Annotated in this window: 14 protein-coding genes and 1 tRNA gene; 8 read left to right on the top strand and 7 right to left on the bottom strand. The window is 67.6% G+C overall.

Features of this window, described 5'->3' with window-relative positions; all coding sequences use genetic code 11:
- Nucleotides 1-29 precede the first annotated feature (29 nt).
- Nucleotides 30-1100 carry a pyridoxal phosphate-dependent aminotransferase gene (locus tag VLJ82_RS18470; protein ID WP_408664830.1) on the top strand — a complete coding sequence of 357 codons (1071 nt, stop codon included), beginning with the start codon at nucleotides 30-32 and terminating at the stop codon, nucleotides 1098-1100.
- Nucleotides 1097-1813, top strand: a complete 717-nt coding sequence (locus tag VLJ82_RS18465) for an SDR family NAD(P)-dependent oxidoreductase (RefSeq protein WP_408664829.1) — start codon at nucleotides 1097-1099, stop codon at nucleotides 1811-1813. The genes VLJ82_RS18470 and VLJ82_RS18465 overlap by 4 nt, the downstream gene beginning before the upstream one ends.
- Nucleotides 1814-1860: 47 nt before the next feature.
- Here the strand turns inward: VLJ82_RS18465 and VLJ82_RS18460 are convergent, their stop codons facing one another.
- The 7 genes from VLJ82_RS18460 to VLJ82_RS18430 form a co-directional block, all read right to left on the bottom strand.
- Nucleotides 1861-3153: an MFS transporter gene (locus tag VLJ82_RS18460; protein ID WP_408664828.1), complete on the bottom strand. Its 1293-nt coding sequence runs from the start codon at nucleotides 3151-3153 to the stop codon at nucleotides 1861-1863.
- Nucleotides 3154-4077: 924 nt separating this feature from the next.
- Nucleotides 4078-4830, bottom strand: a complete 753-nt coding sequence (locus VLJ82_RS18455; RefSeq protein WP_408664827.1) for a hypothetical protein — start codon at nucleotides 4828-4830, stop codon at nucleotides 4078-4080.
- A complete protein-coding gene (locus VLJ82_RS18450) occupies nucleotides 4827-6002 on the bottom strand; it encodes a hypothetical protein (protein WP_408664826.1) in 1176 nt (391 codons plus the stop codon). Before VLJ82_RS18450 ends, VLJ82_RS18455 begins: the two co-directional genes overlap by 4 nt.
- An 85-nt stretch (nucleotides 6003-6087) precedes the next feature.
- The gene (locus VLJ82_RS18445) at nucleotides 6088-7332 is read right to left on the bottom strand and encodes a hypothetical protein (protein ID WP_408664825.1); all 1245 of its coding nucleotides are present in this window, start codon (nucleotides 7330-7332) and stop codon (nucleotides 6088-6090) included.
- Nucleotides 7333-7602: 270 nt separating this feature from the next.
- A tRNA-Arg gene (locus tag VLJ82_RS18440) sits at nucleotides 7603-7677 on the bottom strand.
- Between the two features lie 89 nt (nucleotides 7678-7766).
- Complete coding sequence (locus tag VLJ82_RS18435) at nucleotides 7767-8462, bottom strand: DUF305 domain-containing protein (RefSeq protein ID WP_408664824.1); 696 nt, start codon at nucleotides 8460-8462, stop codon at nucleotides 7767-7769.
- Between the two features lie 18 nt (nucleotides 8463-8480).
- Nucleotides 8481-9221, bottom strand: coding sequence for a DUF3105 domain-containing protein (locus VLJ82_RS18430; protein ID WP_408664823.1), 741 nt, complete (start codon nucleotides 9219-9221; stop codon nucleotides 8481-8483).
- A gap of 175 nt (nucleotides 9222-9396) precedes the next feature.
- Here VLJ82_RS18430 and argS point away from each other — a divergent pair, with 175 nt between their 5' ends.
- The 6 genes from argS to rho form a co-directional block, all read left to right on the top strand.
- Nucleotides 9397-11049 carry an arginine--tRNA ligase gene (gene argS, locus VLJ82_RS18425; protein ID WP_408664822.1) on the top strand — a complete coding sequence of 551 codons (1653 nt, stop codon included), beginning with the start codon at nucleotides 9397-9399 and terminating at the stop codon, nucleotides 11047-11049.
- A gap of 4 nt (nucleotides 11050-11053) precedes the next feature.
- Nucleotides 11054-12508 carry a diaminopimelate decarboxylase gene (gene lysA / locus VLJ82_RS18420; RefSeq protein WP_408664821.1) on the top strand — a complete coding sequence of 485 codons (1455 nt, stop codon included), beginning with the start codon at nucleotides 11054-11056 and terminating at the stop codon, nucleotides 12506-12508.
- A complete protein-coding gene (locus VLJ82_RS18415; protein ID WP_408664820.1) occupies nucleotides 12505-13845 on the top strand; it encodes a homoserine dehydrogenase in 1341 nt (446 codons plus the stop codon). Before lysA ends, VLJ82_RS18415 begins: the two co-directional genes overlap by 4 nt.
- A 54-nt stretch (nucleotides 13846-13899) precedes the next feature.
- A complete protein-coding gene (thrC, locus tag VLJ82_RS18410; RefSeq protein WP_408664819.1) occupies nucleotides 13900-14973 on the top strand; it encodes a threonine synthase in 1074 nt (357 codons plus the stop codon).
- Nucleotides 14973-15899 carry a homoserine kinase gene (gene thrB / locus VLJ82_RS18405; RefSeq protein ID WP_408664818.1) on the top strand — a complete coding sequence of 309 codons (927 nt, stop codon included), beginning with the start codon at nucleotides 14973-14975 and terminating at the stop codon, nucleotides 15897-15899. Before thrC ends, thrB begins: the two co-directional genes overlap by 1 nt.
- A gap of 378 nt (nucleotides 15900-16277) precedes the next feature.
- Nucleotides 16278-18378: transcription termination factor Rho (gene rho, locus VLJ82_RS18400; RefSeq protein WP_408664817.1), on the top strand; the 2101-nt coding region annotated here is incomplete at its 3' end.

The raw sequence follows: 18378 nt of genomic DNA, 5'->3' as shown, positions 1-18378 counted from the left end.
TTCCGGCTGCTGCGGTGCGGCATGGTGCGGTGAATTTGGCGCAGGGGGTGTTCGATCATGGGCCGCCGGCGCAGGTGTTGGCGGCGTTGGCCGGGGTGGGGGCGGGGGCGGAGCATCAGTACGCGCCCAGTGCCGGGCATCCGGTGTTGCGGGCGGCGTTGGCCGGCCGGTACGGGCCGTTGGATGCGGACACCGAGGTCACCGTGTGTGCCGGTGCGACGGAGGCGTATTACAGCACGATGGCGGCGCTGATTCGCCCGGGGGATGAGGTGATTGTGGTGGAGCCGGCGTATGAGCAGTACGCGCCGGTGATCACCGGCTTCGGCGGCATCGTCCGCCCGGTCCGGTTGACCGGGCCGGGGGATCGGCTGGACGCGGCGGTGTTGGCGGCGGTGACCAGCCCGGCGACCCGGGTGATCGTGGTGAACAGTCCGTGGAATCCGTTCGGGCGGTGCCTGGATGACCTGGAGTGGCAGGCCGTGGTGGAGTTGGCCGAGTCCCGGGGGGTGGTGGTGGTCTCGGATGAGACCTATGAGCACCTGGTGCTGGACGGCCGGCCGCATCGGGGGGTGTTGGAGCGGGTGGCCGATCCGGAGTTGCGGGTCAAGATTTCCTCGGCGTCGAAGACGCTGGCCGTGACCGGGTGGCGGGTCGGGTGGGCGCTGGCCGGGCCCGCCCTGACCCGTCGGATTCGGGCTGCGCACCAGTTCGTCACCTTCTGCCCGGCCGCCCCGCTGCAACTGGCGGTGGCCCGGGTGCTGGACAGCCCCGACTTCGACGACCTGATGGCCAGCACGGTGACCGCGCTGTCGGAGCAGGTGACCGGGTTCGTTCACACCCTGACCAGCCTCGGCATCCCCACCCGGGTGCCCGAGGCCGGCTTCTACGTGCTCGCCGACGTCGGCCAAGACGCCACCGCCTGGTGCGAACGGATGCTCCTCGACCACGGGGTCGCCGGCCTACCCCTGTCGGTGTTCTACTCCCACCCCGTCCCCGAAGCAGCCAGCATGGTCCGCTTCGCCCTGTGCAAACAACCCAACACCCTCACCGAAGCCAGCCGGCGGCTACAGGCCCGACTCGGCACCGGAGCCCCGGCATGACCGTCGTCCTGATCACCGGCGGCTTCGGCGGCCTCGGCACCGCGATCGCCGCGCGGGCCGAGCAGGCCGGGGCGACCGCGGTACGCACCGGCCGCCATCCCGGCCCCGGCGGGCTGGAACACAACGTCTGCGACCCGGCCAGCTGGCGGCAGGTGGTCGACGCGGTGCTGGACCGGCACGGTCGACTGGATGCGCTGGTGAACGCCGCTGGCGGGCTGGGCGACACCCCGCAGGACGTGCTGTCGACCTCACCGCAGACCTGGCACGAGCTGCTGGACAGCCACGTGGTCGGGGCCTGGTTGGGCTGCCGGGAAGTGATCAGCCGGGCCTGGCCGCATCCGTTCTCGATCGTCAACGTGTCCTCGACGGCGGGGCAGATGGCTACCCCCGGGATGATTGCCTACGGTGCGATGAAGGCCGCGGTGCGGCACCTGACCAGCTCGATCGCGCTGCACTGCGCGCGGGCCGGCCTGCCGATCCGGTGCAACGCGGTGGCGCCCGCGCTGGTGGACACCGGCCTGCGCGACGACGTGCTCGGCACGGTGGCCGCCGATCTCGACGACGCGCTGTCCCGGTACCTGTCCCGGGTGCCGCTCGGTCGGCTGGTCACCCCGGACGAGGTGGCCGACACCGTGTGGCACCTGATCGCCGGCAGCGGACCGTCGCTCACCGGACAGGTGGTTACCCTGGCCGGCGGGTTGGGGCTCGCCTAGCGCCGGGTTCGACCGGCGCCACCCGCCGGCGCGCGGAGCGGGAATCCTCACCGGCGCTCGGCGCCGGTCACCTCGCCGGCCGCCGTGCCCGGCGGAATCTCGAGTGCTGGTGGTGACTCGACGGCCGGTGGCACGAGCGGGGTCGGCACCTCCGCCAGCTCGGCCTCGGCCAGCTCCTGCTCGGCCTCGGCGGCCGGCTGCCGGACGGCGATCACCACCAGCAGCGCGGCGATGAACGAACCGACCGAGACCACCGGCCAGACCCGGTGGTCCAGGGCGGTGAACAGCAGGCCACCGATCACCGGTCCGAGCGCGGAGCCCGCGGCGAACATGAACTGGAAGGTGCCGATGTAGCGGCCCTTCAGCTGAGCCGGCCCGGCGATTGCCGGGTAGGCGAACATCGCCGGCGCGCCGACGATCTCACCGGTCGTCCAGATCAACGTGCCGAGCACCACCACGGCGGGGCCGAGCGGCAGGCCGTAACTGGCCATCCCCAACCCGACCAGCACGCATGCCGAGCAGATCGAGACCTTGACCGGCCAGTGCTGGGAAATCTTGGTCAGCGGCAGTTCGAACGCGATCACGATCGCCCCGTTCAACGCGACTGCCACGGTGTACCAGATCAACGCGACGCCCTGGGCCTTGATGTCCAGCGGCAGCGTGCTCAGGTACTGCATGTACACCACGGTGTTGAAGAAGACCGCGATCAGGAACATCACGTAGCGCCGGTTGCGCAACACGTCCAGCAAGCTGTCGGCCGGCTCGGCATCGCCTGCGGCGTCCGTGCGGGGCGCGCGCTCCTTGCGGGGCAGTGCGTACAGCGCCAGGATGCCGTAGACCACCGCGACCAGCCCCTCACCCCAGAAGAGCAGGGTGTAGCGGTGGCCGCCGGCGGCGTAGAGCGCGTAGCCGAGCAGCGGCGAGGCGGTGGTGCCCACGTTGACCGCGAACCGGTACATCGCGAAGACCATCACCTGCCGGCTCTCCGGCGTCAGTTCCGACAGCAGGGTGGCCGAGGCCGGCCGGAAGACCAGGCTGACCAGGCCGAGCACCGCGGTCACGGCGAACAGCAGGGCGTAGTTCGGCAGGTACAGCAGCGACACGGTCAGCACCGCCGAGCTGGCCATGCTGAACACCGTGGCCGTCCGAGCGCCGAGCCGGTCGGCCAGCACCCCTCCGATCAGGGTGCCGATCACCCCGCCCACCCCGTAGGCGCCGAGGGTGGCCGCGGCGGCGGCGGCCGAGTGGCCCTTGGATGCCACGAACAACACCAGGAAAATGCTTAGGAAGGCGCCGAGCCGGTTGACGAACGCTCCGGCGAAGATGGCCTTGACCGCCATCGGCGATTCGCTGAAGGTCTGCCAGATGCCGGCACTCTGCGGCTGCGTGTCACTGGATATGGGACTGTCTCCGTCCGTCCGATGGCGCCACGGTCGACGATGCTAGCCGCGGGTTGATCTCCGAGCGCCGCTTCGGCAGCGGGCGCACGAGCGCCCTCAGTGGTATTCGCGATCGCGGATACCGCCTGCCTACGCGGTGCCGGTGCCTTGAGGCGGAGGGGAGGCTATCGCACCCGGCCCCGCCACGCTACCGACCCTCCCGGGCGCGCCTTTGGTTCCCGGGCGGTCTCCGGCTCCAGGGCGGCCTTCGGCCGTTTGGGCGGTTGTCGAAGCCAATCGGGTTCGGGAAGTTCGGCCGGCACTGCCGCGTCGCAGCCGGTCGGGGACCGATGAGTACTTCGGAGCCCTTGATCGCGCATCTTACAAACTTATCAATTAAACGAATAATACTTTTTCTGGACAAGTCACTACAGTACAACACATCTTTGAACCGCGGCGAAGCCTCTCCGTAATGCCTGCGACCGGGACGCGGCACGACTTGTACGGGAGTCCTAGTCGCCCAAACCTCGCGGGCAACTTGGGCATGAGGCGGTCGAGTGCCTGGCTGCCGCGGATGATTGATTGATCTTAGATAATAGGAAAGCTCGTTGTCAGAGTCCCACCCTATCCCGATTTATACAGGACGGGCGAACCCACCCGTACGCGATATGAAATGCGAAAGCCTCGGCCAGCCCTACAGCACGCCCCACGGCTCGGCTAGCACGAACACAAAATAGCGACTTCCACAGAACGTCGCCCAAGCCAGCACCTAACCCTGTCGTGTTCCGGATTAAGAGGTGCAGACGGGCTTCAATCACCTCAAGGGCGTCGCACGCGCATCAACCATACCAACCTTGGTTCACGAACACTCTAACTCCGGACTGGCTACAATTTGCTGCTGTCGGAGCGGTCAAACTTCTGCACAGCCCAGGTAATAACCTCTTGGGTTGCAAAATCAATGCGTGCCACAAGGATAGGGAGGTCACCGTTCATCCATGGAGAAATAGGCGTATAGTGAGGTAGAGAGATGTTAGTTAAGTGGCCTCTAGGCGATGCTCCGCGGCGTGTCGGAGTAAGTAAGCCGCGGCTGTGCGCGGCTGCTAATGAAGAAAACCGGCCGATATAACCGGCAACAATAGCTCTAGCTCTGTCTATAAGGTACCGTCGCGCTACTAGCTTAGCCGGTAACAATTCGATTAGCTCGGCTATGCGCTGTGTATCGTTTTGTAGCTGCAAGTCGACCAATGCATGCCGGCGAGCTATGGTCGCTGTTCTGATAGTGTATGGCAACATTAAGGTAGGGGCATTTGGGGAGGCGTCATCACTATTAGGAGCGGCTCGCGTGAGCTTTTGCCGGTGCTGTGCGATCGCGGCACATAATGAAACGAATTCTTGATCGAGCTTAGAGACGGCTCCATATAAAGCTTGTCCTACAGTGGCTTCGGAGATGGCAGTAATACCTTCAAGGTACGCAATATAAGGGGCGCGTCCAGATTCATCTATAAAAAAACTTTTCCGGTCTCGTCGTCCCGCACGGGTCGCTTTAAATAATGCCCAAAAGTCCACAGGGCGTGCCGTGGGAACCCTGAGGATGAAGTCTGCGCTGGCCGCTGCATCCCCTTTCGCGATCCGCGTCATGCGGGTTTTTCCTCGTCATATTCCGGAGGTACTGAGTGTAGTTCAGTGGGAACCTCGGGTGGAGATGAAGCGCGATGGTCGCGGGCTAATCGCTGTTCGGCAACCGCAGTGAACTCTGGATCGAGCTTAGTGCGGCTCAGAGCCCGAATGTATACGGCCATCAGCTGATCCGTGAATGCATCCATGGCGTTTCTTTGTTCCGCGAATGCCAATGAAATACGCTCGAGGTCCTTGGAAAGCGTGATCTCCGTCATTTCCAAGCTGGCGATACGCGAACGACTGCGCGTCAATGTCTGTGACGCTAATTCCGTTTGGCGAAGTGCCTTGCGATGGGCTTGCACATGAGGATTGTGGGTTTCCTCAACGTGTGAGGCAATATACATCGTGAGCGCCGCTTGTAAAGCCCACCACCCGACAATTATTAACCATAGAGGAATATGCATACCAGCAAGAAGAGATGGGAGTTGATCACCATCGTCATTAGTTTGCGGCTTATTAAGGAAACCGCCTCGGAGAACTGCAACCATAACTTGTACGAGAGATAGAAGACTTGCCAGTGCCGCGGGAAGTAAGAAGCGCAGTGCCTTCTGTCGCCAATTATCTGCCACACCGCGCCGCTTTCGAGACCATACTCCAATCAAATGTGCGCCGAATACGCATGCAATGCTGATTGTTATAGATAGCACCCAGGTTTCGAATGTAGTAAAGTTAAAACCTTCAAAAACTAGGTAGTTAAGGCTTACTTCCGAAGAGCCTACAACAGTTGAAGGTGCTAGCTCTTTCAGTAACGATATAGCAGCAGATTCGTATACTCGCGCCGGGTCGGCATACGGTCCGTCCCCTTGAAGCGTTTCTTTTTGTTCTGTTGCGATTATATTCGCGTCGCTAAGCTGAGTCTCGAAATTGGCAGCCCTTTCGCGCTCTTCGACGATTTCTTCAATGGTTTGAGCCCACTTCCGTTCCGTTCGAATTTGCCTCCAAGACTCCTGCAAATGTAGGTCGGCCAACCATTTGCGGCTTTTTGCTTCAAGTTCTATCCGGTATGCTAAAGGCTGATCGACGCCCATGGTAAAAGTGTCGTAACTGCCTGCATCTAGACGTGCTTCCTCAATTGCCTGTGAAAGGGCCAGAGTTTGGTCTGATACCGCAGATTGCTTGGCGAGCTTGGCCACGAAATCCCAGACATCATCCTCTCGACGGCTCCGGAAACGAAGCGCATACCAGCGACTCAGTGACATCAGGCCTCTCTCAGGGACCTCATTGGCACCGCTGAGCGGTAGCCAGGACAATGACTTGGCGGTTCAGCGCAGCAAGCTCTTCATTCCATTTCCCATGCGAGTCATACTCATTTACGTGACCAGCGAATTCGGATCCCAAGCCTTCAACAGAAGCTATGTATTTTGGTTGAACGCCACTGATTGTCAATAAGCGCTCAACTACGATGGCGCGCAGCCGTGCCAGTGATTTTTGTCCCGGTAAATCGCCCCAGTCAGCAGTAGTTCCCTTAAGGCTAATTGAGTGATAATTTCCTGTAACTAGCTCGCTAGCAAGCTTGGTGATCCGTTTCTTTGCTGCTGCTGGATCGACCAGTTCCGCAGTCTCTCCCTTGAAGCTGACATCTTTCCAAGTAACTGTGCTTGTGAAGGGGGCACATGATGGTCCTGTCGCAGACGCATCAAATGTTACTGGAACAGTTGATACTTCAGGTAACCCACTTACGGATGGCTGTTGTTTTATTTGATGCTTAAGATCTAAACTTTTGGGATTGCCTTGACTCAGAATGCCACGCCAAATTTCGAGCTCTTTGTTTCTTGCGCTACTTGTTAATGTCTGCTGGGGTGGTGTCGATTGCCCCATCCCCAACCATATGACGTCGATATTTTCAAGATGGGGAATCGATTGCGCAGCGATTATTGCTGAGACTACGTTCTTGGCGTTAGTCTTCGGATTCAGAAGATTGTCCTCGAAGCGTAAAGGCGCAACTGTTTGCAGGCCAGAGTCTAGAATAACTAATTGTTTTGTCGCGTCCTCTTCGGCCAACCAATCAGCGGCAAGGTTTATGGCCTGAAGCGGGTTTGACTGGCTTATTTTGGCTTTTAAAATTTGTAAGACCTGCCTAACGTTGGTGCGATTCTGATCATCGATTGTGTCGCGACTGCCACTATTGTTACCGTTATTAGTTAAATGAATAATTTTGTAGGGCCCGTCAGGATTACCGTCTGCAAGGAAAAAAGCGACCGTAGAGTGCTGCTCAACTGCGCAGTTGATGATTGTAGACAGTTTACCCTTAACTTCGAGTTTAGGCTGATTGGCACGTTGTGCAGCGACAATGGCAACTCTATTCGCGCACTCTGGAGGCGTTGAATTGCAGCATGGCGTAGAGCCTGAGTCGCAGCCCGTCAGAGTAGCTATTGAAGAGAGAAGCAGGGTCAGCGCAATCCTAAATAGCTTGCTGGGACTGCTAGAAGATCCCCTCTTTTTGGTAGTAATCGTTCTATGCACCCGGCTTAGTGAACTCAACGCTTCCCCCCATTTGGCGCATACCATACTCCTGGCACTCAAGGCGGAGGGATAGCTTTGTGGGGAAGAGGATCGACCGGTATCAAATCGATGTGAAGTTAAAATCTTTGTTAGCTGCGGCTGCTAAGTAGGCGCATGAGACAGCGTTACCTGATCTGCGTTTGAGGGCACGATTGTGTTGCGTTGTCGTTGTGGGGGAGGCGCCGCAATGACACCACTTGAGGCACCTAAGACCAGTAAGGATCGCTGTGCTGGTGCCCCCGGCAGGATTCGAACCTGCGCTTCTACCTCCGGAGGGTAGCGCTCTATCCCCTGAGCTACGGGGGCCGTACGGCCCTGGCCGGCATGCGGCGAACGCCGCCCGCTGACCGTCGAGAATGCTATCAGCCGCGGCGCAACGCCCCGGCCGGCACCCGTCAAGCCGGCGGCGGCAGCGGGCTGGCGCCCCGTTCGCGCAGCAGCTGCTCCATCAGCACCACCTCGGCGCTCTGGCCGTTGATGATCTTCTGTGCGAAGTTGCGCACGTAGGCCTCCGAGGCGTGCTCGGCGCCGTACCGGGCCATCGGCAGCCCGCCCTGGTGGTGGCGCAGCATCAGCTGCAGGAAGTAGACGTCCATCGCCTTGCCGGTCATGGTCTGCAGCTTGTCCACCTCGGCCTGGGTCGCCATGCCGGGCATCAGGCCGCCGGAGCTCATCATGCTCATGTCGTGACCGCCGGACATCCAGCTCATCTGGGTGCCGGGGTTCTCCGGCGGCAGCCCCCAGGCGTCCAGCCAGCCCTGCATCTGCCCGACCTGGTTGAACTGGCTGGTCTCGATGTCGTAGGCCAGCGTCCGGACCACCCCGTCGGTGCTGTGGTCGCGGACGTAGCTGGCCATGATCACCGCCTGCCGGTGGTGGGTCGACATGTCCCAGGCGAAGCCGGCGTCCACCGACGAGGCACCCGGGGTGGCCGAACCGGCCCGGTGACCGGCGACGTAGCCCACCCCGCCGGCCACCACCAGGGCGGCCAGGCACAGCACCGCCGCCAGCAGCGTGCGCAGCGACCGGCCGGCCGGCCGCTGGGGCTCGTCGGAGACCACCACGCTCGCCGGCTCGGTACTCACCACCATGTCAGCTCCGAATGATCGTCAGGACACCGTCGGGTGGCCCGGCGTGCTCGGGTTGGCCTTGAAGGTCGGGTTGCTGCAGCTGGCACCCAGTTCCGGGGTGTTCTTCTGGCTGACCCGCAGCGCCGTGATGAACCGCTCCACCCGCGGGTCGGAGGCGGAGTCCACGAACAGCTGGTAACCCCAGGCCTGCAGCGACACGTTGGTCTTCAGCCCCTCGTACGGGGTGAGCAGGGTGTACGGCTGCCCGGACACCAGCTTGGTCAGCACGTCGAGCTGTTCGGCGGGCAGGCCGGGCTTGTAGGTGATCCAGACCGCGCCGTGCTCCAGGTCGTGCACGGCGTTCTCGTTGGCGATCTGGTTGGGGTACACGGTGCCGTCGCAGTCGGCCCAGATGGGGGAGTGCGGGCCGCCCATCGGCGGGGACTCGTCGTAGGAGATCACCTCGGTCTTGTGCTCGCCGCTGGAGAACTCCTTGTGCACGATGCCGGCGATCTTGTCCGGGTTGGAGGCGTCGCTCTTCTTCTTGTTCTGGCTCACCGCGTAGCCGATCACCCCGATGGCCAGTGCCACGATCAGCACGGTGGCGATGATCAGCCCCCACGGCGTCTGCCGCTGGTTGACGATCTTCTTGGACTGGGCGCGGTTGGGCGCGGGCTTGCCGGCAGCCGTCTTGCCGGTGCTCACCTTGGGAGCAGCGGCGCTGCCCGCCGGCTGGTTGCGCTTCGGGCCACCGGCCGCCGGCTTCGTCGGATTGGTCATCGAGTCGCTTTCGTTCTCTCTGGCGCGCAGCGCACGCTGGCGTCCTTGCCGCCCAGTCTAGGGTCTCCGAGCTGTGGATTGCTTCGGTAGCCGGACAAGCCGGGCCCCGGCCGGGGGCTGCCGGGCCGGGGCGAGCAGGGAAACCCGGTAGCTCCCCGGCACTAGGATGGGCCCGGTGACGCCAGCCGACCTCAGCGCAGCCCTCCGCGCCGCCATCGGGCGTGCCGTCGACTCCGGTGCCTTCAACGCCGAACCGCCCGCTGAGATCGTGGTGGACCGCCCGAAGAACCGGGCGCACGGCGACTACGCCAGCAACGTCGCGATGCGGCTGGCCAAGGCCGCCAGACGGCCGCCGCGCGAGATCGCCGAGGCCATCGCCAAGGCGCTGCTCGACACCGAGGGCATCGCGCACGTGGACGTGGCCGGTCCCGGCTTCCTCAACATCACCCTGGACAGCGCCAGCCTCGGCTCGTTGGCCCGGACCATCGTCGAGCAGGGCTCCGAGTACGGCCGCTCGCAGGCCCTCGCCGGGCAGAAGGTGAACCTGGAGTTCGTCTCGGCCAACCCGACCGGCCCGGTGCACATCGGCGGCGTCCGGTGGGCCGCGGTCGGCGACTCGCTGGCCCGGGTGCTGCAGGCCAGCGGGGCCGAGGTGAGCCGGGAGTACTACTTCAACGACCACGGCGCCCAGATCGACCGGTTCGCCCGCTCGCTACTGGCCGCCGCCCTCGGCGAGCCGGTGCCCGAGGACGGCTACGCCGGCAGCTACATCGGCGAGATCGCCGGCCGGATCGTCGCCGAGCACCCCGAGGTGACCAGCCTGCCGCGCCAGGAGGCCCAGGAGCTGCTGCGGGCCACCGGGGTCGAGCTGATGTTCGACGAGATCAAGCAGAGCCTGCACGAGTTCGGGGTGGACTTCGACGTCTACTTCCACGAGAACTCGCTGCACGAGGCAGGCGCGGTGCAGCGGGCGGTGGCCCGGCTGCGCGAGCAGGGCCGGATCTACGAGGCCGACGGTGCGGTGTGGCTGCGCACCACCGACTTCGGCGACGACAAGGACCGGGTGGTGATCAAGCGCGACGGCGAGCCCGCCTACATCGCCGGCGACCTGGCCTACTACCTCGACAAGCGGGAACGCGGCTTCAACCGGGTGATCATCATGCTCGGCGCCGACCACCACGGCTACGTCGGCCGGCTGATGGCGATGTGCGCCTGCTTCGGCGACGTCCCCGGGGTGAACCTGCAGATCCTGATCGGGCAGCTGGTCCACCTGGTCAAGGACGGCGAGCCGGTCCGGATGGGCAAGCGCACCGGCAACGTGATCACCCTGGAGGACCTGGTGGGCGCGGTCGGGGTGGACGCCGCCCGCTACCAGCTGACCCGCTCGTCGGCCGACTCGACGATCGACATCGACCTGGACCTGCTGGTCCGGGCCACCAACGACAACCCGGTGCACTACGTGCAGTACGCCCACGCCCGCACTGTGAACGTGATGAAGAACGCCGCCGCGGTGGGCATCGGCCTCGACATCTTCGCTCCCGACCTGCTGACCGCCGAGACCGAGACGGCGCTGCTCACCTCGCTCGGCGAGTTCCCGCGGGTGGTGGCGCAGGCCGCCGAGCTTCGCGAACCGCACCGGGTGGCCCGCTACCTGGAGGCGCTGGCGGGGGAGTTCCACCGCTGGTACGACACCTGCCGGGTGCTGCCAAAGGGCGACGAGGAGATCACCGACGTCAACCGGACCCGGCTCTGGCTGGACGCCGCCACCCGGACGGTGCTGGCCAACGGCCTGGCCCTGCTCGGGGTGTCGGCACCCGAGCGGAAGTAACCCGGTGAGCCACTCCGCCCATCCCGCCGGCCCCAGTCACGGCCACCCGCTGCCGGGCGGCGAGCCGGTGGTCGCGCCGCCCGACCTGACGGTGCTCAACCGCCGGATCTGGTCGGCCAACGTCGACCGGGCCGCCGACGGCGAGCTGACCGTGGCGGGCCTGCCCGCCGGCCAGCTGGCCGCCGAGCACGGCACCCCGGTGTTCGTGCTGGACTCCGCCGACCTGCGGCAACGGGCCCGCGACTACGTAGCCGCCTTCGCCGGCGGCGACGTCTTCTACGCCGGCAAGGCCTTCCTGTGCACCGCCGTCGCCCGGCTGCTGGCCGAGGAGGGCCTGGGCATCGACGTGTGCACCGCCGGCGAGCTGGCCATCGCGCTGCGGGCCGGCGTCGACCCGCAGCGGCTGGCGTTGCACGGCAACAACAAGTCCGTCGACGAGCTCCGGCAGGCGCTGGCGGCAGGGGCCGGCCGGATCGTGCTGGACAGCCACCTCGAGATCGAGCGGCTGGCCGAGCTCGCCGCCCGGCTCGGCGTCCGTCCCCGGGTGCTGGTCCGGGTGACCGTCGGCGTCGAGGCGCACACCCACGCCTTCATCGCCACCGCCCACGAGGACCAGAAGTTCGGCTTCTCGCTGGCCAGCGGGCAGGCCGCCGCCGCGGTGGCCCGGGTGCTGGATCATCCCGAGCTGCAGCTGGTCGGGCTGCACTCCCACATCGGCTCGCAGATCTTCGACACCGGCGGCTTCGAGGTCGCCGCGCACCGGGTGGTCGGCCTGCTGGCCCGGATCCGGGACTCACACGGCATCGAGCTGCCCGAGATCGACCTCGGCGGCGGCCAGGGCATCGCCTACGTCGACGGCGACGACCCGCAGCCGCCGGCCCGGGTGGCGGCCCGGCTGCGCGAGATCGTCGAGCGCGAGTGCGGCCTGGCCGGCCTCGCGGTGCCGCGGCTGGCGGTGGAGCCCGGCCGCGCCATCATCGGCCCGTCCATGCTGACCCTGTACGAGGTCGGCACCGTCAAGCCGGTCGAGCTCGACGGCGGCCTGGTGCGCCACTACGTCTCGGTCGACGGCGGGATGAGCGACAACATCCGCACCGCGCTCTACGACGCCGGCTACACCGTGGTGCTGGCCAACCGGACCTCCGAGGCCCCGCCGCAGCTGTCCCGGGTGGTCGGCAAGCACTGCGAGAGCGGCGACATCGTGGTGCGCGACTGCTGGCTGCCCGCCGACGTCGCCCCGGGCGACCTGCTGGCGGTCGCGGCCACCGGCGCCTACTGCTACGCGATGGCCAGCAACTACAACCGGATCCCGCGCCCGCCGGTGGTGGCGGTGGTCGACGGGGAGTCGGAGGTGCTGCTGCGCCGGGAGACCCTGGAGCAGCTGATGGCCAACGACGTCGGCTGGGCGGTCGCCCCGGCCGGTCCGGAGCCGGCGCCGGTGCCCGGACGGGCCGGATGAGCCGGCCCCGGCCCCTCCGGCTGGCGCTGCTCGGCTGCGGCGTGGTGGGCAGCGCGGTGGTCCGGCTGCTGGCGGAGCAGTCCGCCGAGCTCGCCGCCCGGGTCGGGGCGCCGCTGGAACTGGCCGGCATCGCGGTCCGCCGGCCGAACCGGCACCCGGGCATCGACCCGGCCCTGCTGACCACCGACGCCCAGGCCCTGGTGACCCGCGACGACGTCGACATCGTCATCGAGGTGATCGGCGGCATCGAGCCCGCCCGCAGCCTGCTGCTGGCCGCCCTGAAGTCCGGCAAGAGTGTGGTCAGCGCCAACAAGGCGCTGCTGGCCGAGGACGGCGCCAGCCTGCACGCCGCGGCCGCCGCCGCCGGCCTGGACCTGTACTACGAGGCGGCGGTGGCCGGCGCCATCCCGCTGCTGCGGCCGCTGCGGGAGTCGCTGGCCGGCGACCGGATCACCCGGGTGATCGGCATCGTCAACGGCACCACCAACTTCATCCTGTCCCGGATGGCGGCCAGCGGCGCCGGGTTCTCCGAGGCACTGGCCGAGGCCACCGCGCTGGGCTACGCCGAGGCCGACCCGAGTGCCGACGTCGACGGCTTCGACGCCGCCGCCAAGGCCGCGATCCTGGCGGGGCTGGCCTTCCACACCCGGGTCACCGCCGCCGACGTGCACCGGGAGGGGATCAGCGAGGTCAGCGCCGCGGACGTGGCCAGCGCCGCGGCGATGGACTGCACCGTCAAGCTGCTGGCGATCTGCGAGCGGCACGGCCCGAACTCCTCGCTCGGCACCGACTCCCCGTCCGGCGCGGGAGGCCGGGAGTCGGTCGCGGTGCGGGTGCACCCGGCGATGATCCCGTCCGCCCACCCGTTGGCCGGCGTCGGCGAGGCCTACAACGCCGTCTACGTCGAGGCCCAGGCGGCCGGTTCGCTGATGTTCTACGGCCGGGGTGCCGGCGGCGAGCCGACCGCGAGCGCCGTGCTCGGCGACCTGGTTGCGGTGGCCCGCAACCGGCTCAGCGGCAGCCGCGGCGCCGGCGAGAGCGCCTACGCCGACCTCGCCATCCAGCCGATCGGCGAGGTGCTGACCCGCTACCACGTCGCGCTGGACGTCGCCGACCGGCCGGGCGTGCTGGCCGCGGTGGCGGGCGCCTTCGCCGAGCACGGGGTGAGCATCTCCACGGTGCGCCAGGAGGGCCGGGGCGACGCCGCGACCCTGGTGCTGGTCACCCACCTCGCGCCGGACGCCGCGCTCGCGGCGACCGTGCACCGGCTGGCGTCCTACGATTTCATCCGCCGGGTACGCAGCGTGATGCGGGTCGAAGGGCTGCCACCGGACTGAGCGGCGTTCGCCCGGGCGGGCAACGGTTCCAGCGGCAAGGGGAGTGGGCGAGGGATGGCCGGACGGCAGCACGCGAGCGGGTGGCCCGGGGTCATCGAGGCCTACCGGGACCGGTTGCCGGTCTCGGACCGCACCCCGGTGGTGACCCTGTACGAGGGCGGCACCCCGCTGGTGCCGGCTCCGGAGCTGTCGGCCCTGGTCGGCGCCGAGGTGTACCTCAAGGTTGAGGGAGCCAACCCGACCGGCTCGTTCAAGGACCGCGGCATGACGGTGGCCATCTCCAAGGCCGTCGAGGCCGGCGCCAAGGCGGTGATCTGCGCCTCCACCGGCAACACCTCAGCCTCGGCGGCCGCCTACGCGGTCCGGGCCGGCCTGGTGTGCGCGGTGCTGGTGCCGCAGGGCAAGATCGCGCTCGGCAAGCTGGCGCAGGCGCTGGTGCACGGCGCCCGGTTGCTGCAGGTGGACGGCAACTTCGACGACTGCCTGGAGCTGGCGCGCAAGCTGGCCATCGACTACCCGGTCGCGCTGGTGAACTCGGTGAACCCCGACCGGATCGAGGGCCAGAAGACCGCCGCGTTCGAGATCTGCGACTGGCTCGGCCGGGCTCCGGACGTGCACTGCATCCCGGTCGGCAACGCCGGCAACATCACCGCCTACTGGAAGGGCTACCAGGAGTATCTGGCCGCCGGCCTGATCGAGAATACCCCTGCAATGTATGGCTTTCAGGCGGCCGGCTCGGCTCCGATCGTGCTCGGCCGGCCGGTGGCCAAGCCCATCACCATCGCCACCGCGATCCGGATCGGCAACCCGGCGTCCTGGCAGCAGGCCGAGGCCGCCCGGGACGCCTCGGGCGGGCTGATCGACGCGGTGACCGACAAGGAGATCCTGGAGGCCTACCGGTTGCTGGCCCGCAGGGAGGCGGTGTTCGTCGAGCCGGCCTCGGCCGCCAGCGTCGCCGGGCTGATCAGGTCCGCGCGGGAGGGCCGGCTGCCGGCCGGCGCGCTGGTGGCCTGCACGGTCACCGGCAACGGCCTCAAGGACCCGGAGTGGGCGATCTCCGGGGCGCCGGCGCCGGTGACCATCCCGGTGGACGGGCACGCCGCCGCGGTCGAGCTGGGGCTGGCCTGATGCAGTTCGTCGCCGGCGCCGTCACCGTCCGGGCGCCGGCCACCAGCGCCAACCTCGGGCCGGGCTTCGACAGCTTCGGGCTGGCACTGGGGCGCTACGACCAGGTGCGGGCCCAGGTCAGCTCCGCCGGCCTGGAGGTCCGGGTCAGCGGTGCCGGGGCCGGCGAGCTGGCCACCGACGAGCGGCACCTGGTGGTCCGGGCGATGCGGGCCGCCTTCGACGCCCTCGGCGGCCAGCCGCCGGGGCTGGCGCTGGAGTGCGCCAACGGCATACCGCACGGCCGCGGCCTGGGGTCGTCGGCGGCGGCCATCGTCAGCGGCATCGAGCTCGCCCGGGGCCTGGCCGTCGAGGGCCGGGCCCGGCTCGGCGACGCCGACGCCCTGGAGCTGGCCACCGCGATCGAGGGGCATCCCGACAACGTCGCCGCCTGCCTGCTCGGCGGCCTGAGCGTTGCCTGGCTGGCCGGTGGCCGGGCCCGGGCGGTCCAGGCGGCCACCCCGGAGCAGCTGGCGGCCGGCGGGATCTGCCCGGTGCTGTTCGTGCCGGCCGAGCAGTCGCGCACCGAGGTGGCCCGGGCCGCGCTGCCCGACCGGGTGCCCCATGCCGACGCGGCGTTCAACGCCGGCCGGGCCGCGCTGCTGGTGCTGGCGCTGACCGGCCGCCCGGAGCTGCTGCTGCCGGCCACCGAGGACCGGCTGCACCAGGACTACCGGGCCGCGGCCATGCCGGCCAGCGCCGGGCTGGTGGCCGCGCTGCGGCAGCGGGGCATCGCCGCGGCCCTGTCCGGCGCCGGGTCCGCGGTGCTCGCGCTGGTCACCGGAGGGGAGGCAGGAGGCCAGTCGATGGCGGCCGCCGAGCTGGCGCCGGCCGGCTGGGAGTGCACGGCGCTGCCGGTCTCGGCCGGAGCCGGCACCGTCGCACAGTGAGCCCGGCCGCCCCGCAGGGAGCCGGCGGCCATCCGGCGGGGCGGGTCGCGACGAAATCGGAATACGACACACCCACCCCCGTGTTGGCGCAGTAAGCAGCTTGCGTCTACTCTTAGCTCATTCCTCGCGTGACCACGGTTGTCCAGCCTCGCGACGAAGCAGCCTGAAGAGCCTGCGCGGACGCTCCAGAAGTCGAAATCTCAGTCAGCACCTACTGAACTTCGAGCTGGGCACCCCCTGGAAAAGTCCGCTCCGACCTCGACTGCGAGTTCCCCTGATCGGTAGCTCGATCAGGCCCGGCGGTCCCCGCCGAACTAACACCGGTGTGCGTCTGACCGAAAAGAGACGTACGACCACTCGGAAGGATCCGAAACCACTGTGACAGACACCCAGGACCAACTCATCGTCCTGCCCGGCGCCGAGTCCGCGGACGCGAGCGCCAACAATGCCGCCCAGGAACGCGCCAAGCGCCGTTCCGGCTCGCTCACCTCGATGCTGCTCCCCGAGCTGCAGGCGCTGGCGAGCTCGATGGGCATTGCCACCGGCAAGATGCGCAAGAGCGACCTGATCGCCGCCATCCAGACCGCCCAGCGCCCGCAGGGCAGCGCCAACGGCGCGGCCCAGCCGGCCCCGAGCGCCGCTGACGCTGCTCCGGCCGCCACCCAGGCACCGCCGGCTGCCCGCAGCCGCCGCTCCGCCAGCCGCGCCGTGACCACCATCGAGCCGGCCGCCGCCCCGCCGGCCGCCGAGACCTCCGCCAGCAACGGCACGGCCACCGCGCCGGCCGGCAACGGCACGGCAGAGGGCGCCTCCCGGACCGACGGCGGCGACCGGCAGCCCGAGCGGACCCGCACCCGGGACGGCGGCCGCTACCGCGACGGCCAGAACCGGGACGGTCAGCAGGGCAGCAGCCGAGACGGCCAGCAGGTCAACGGCCGCGACGGCCAGACCCGCGACAACCAGACCCGCGACGGTCAGAACCGGGACAGCCAGAACCGGGACAGCCAGACCCGCGACAACCAGCAGGTCAACGGCCGCGACAACCAGACCCGCGACGGCCAGACCCGCGACGGCCAGACCCGCGACGGCCAGGGCCGCGACAACCAGAACCGCGACAACCAGAACCGGGACGGCAACCGCGACTTCGCCGGCCGGGACAACAACCGCAACGCCAACCGGGACGGCGGCCGCAACGACCGCAATCAGGGCGGCTCCGACGACGACGAGGAGTACGGCCAGGGCCGGCGTCCCCGCCGCTACCGCGACCGGCGCGGCCGGTCCCGGGACCGCGCGGACTCCGGTACCAGCAGCCGCAACGACATCGAGCCGACCATCTCCGAGGACGACGTGCTCGTCCCGGTGGCCGGCATCATCGACAACGTCGACGACAAGGGCTCCTGGTTCATCCGGGTGAACGGCTACTTCGCCAGCTCCGACGACGTCTACGTCTCCAACTCCCACGTCCGCCGCTACAACCTGCGGCGCGGCGACGCGGTCACCGGCGCGGTGCGCCAGGCCCGCGAGGGCGAGCGCAAGGAGAAGTTCAACCCGCTGGTCCGGCTCGACACCATCAACGGCGTGGACCCCGAGCGGGCCCGCAGCCGGGTCGAGTTCACCAAGCTCACCCCGCTCTACCCGCAGGAGCGGTTGCGGCTGGAGACCGAGCCGCACATCCTGACCACCCGGGTGATCGACCTGGTGATGCCGATCGGCAAGGGCCAGCGCGCGCTGATCGTCTCCCCGCCCAAGGCGGGCAAGACCATGATCATGCAGGCGATCGCCAACGCCATCGCCACCAACAACCCGGAATGCCACCTGATGGTGGTGCTGATCGACGAGCGGCCCGAAGAGGTCACCGACATGCAGCGCTCGGTGAAGGGCGAGGTCATCGCCTCGACCTTCGACCGGCGCCCGCAGGACCACACCATGGTCGCGGAGCTGTCCATCGAGCGGGCCAAGCGGCTGGTGGAGATGGGCCACGACGTGGTCGTGCTGCTGGACTCGATCACCCGGCTGGGGCGTGCCTACAACCTCGCGGCACCGGCATCCGGGCGAATCCTGTCCGGTGGCGTGGACTCGACGGCCCTGTACCCGCCGAAGCGGTTCCTGGGTGCGGCGCGCAACATCGAGGACGGCGGCTCGCTGACCATCATCGCATCGGCGCTGGTCGAGACCGGCTCCGCCGGTGACACCGTGATCTTCGAGGAGTTCAAGGGCACCGGCAACGCCGAGCTGCGGCTGGACCGCAAGATCGCCGACAAGCGGGTCTTCCCGGCGGTGGACGTGGACCAGTCCTCGACCCGTAAGGAAGAGATCCTGCTCTCGCCGGACGAGCTGGCCGTGGTGATCAAGCTGCGCCGGGTGCTGCACGCGCTGGACCCGCAGCAGGGCATCGACCTGCTGCTCGACCGGTTGCGCAAGACCCGGACGAACATCGAGTTCCTGATGCAGATCGCCAAGACCACGCCGGGCGCCGACG

It is taken from the genome of Jatrophihabitans sp. (assembly GCF_035474675.1).
Lineage (GTDB): Bacteria > Actinomycetota > Actinomycetes > Mycobacteriales > Jatrophihabitantaceae > Jatrophihabitans_A.
The sequence above is the reverse complement of the archived record's forward strand: the minus strand, read 5'-3'. Positions and strand labels throughout refer to the sequence as shown.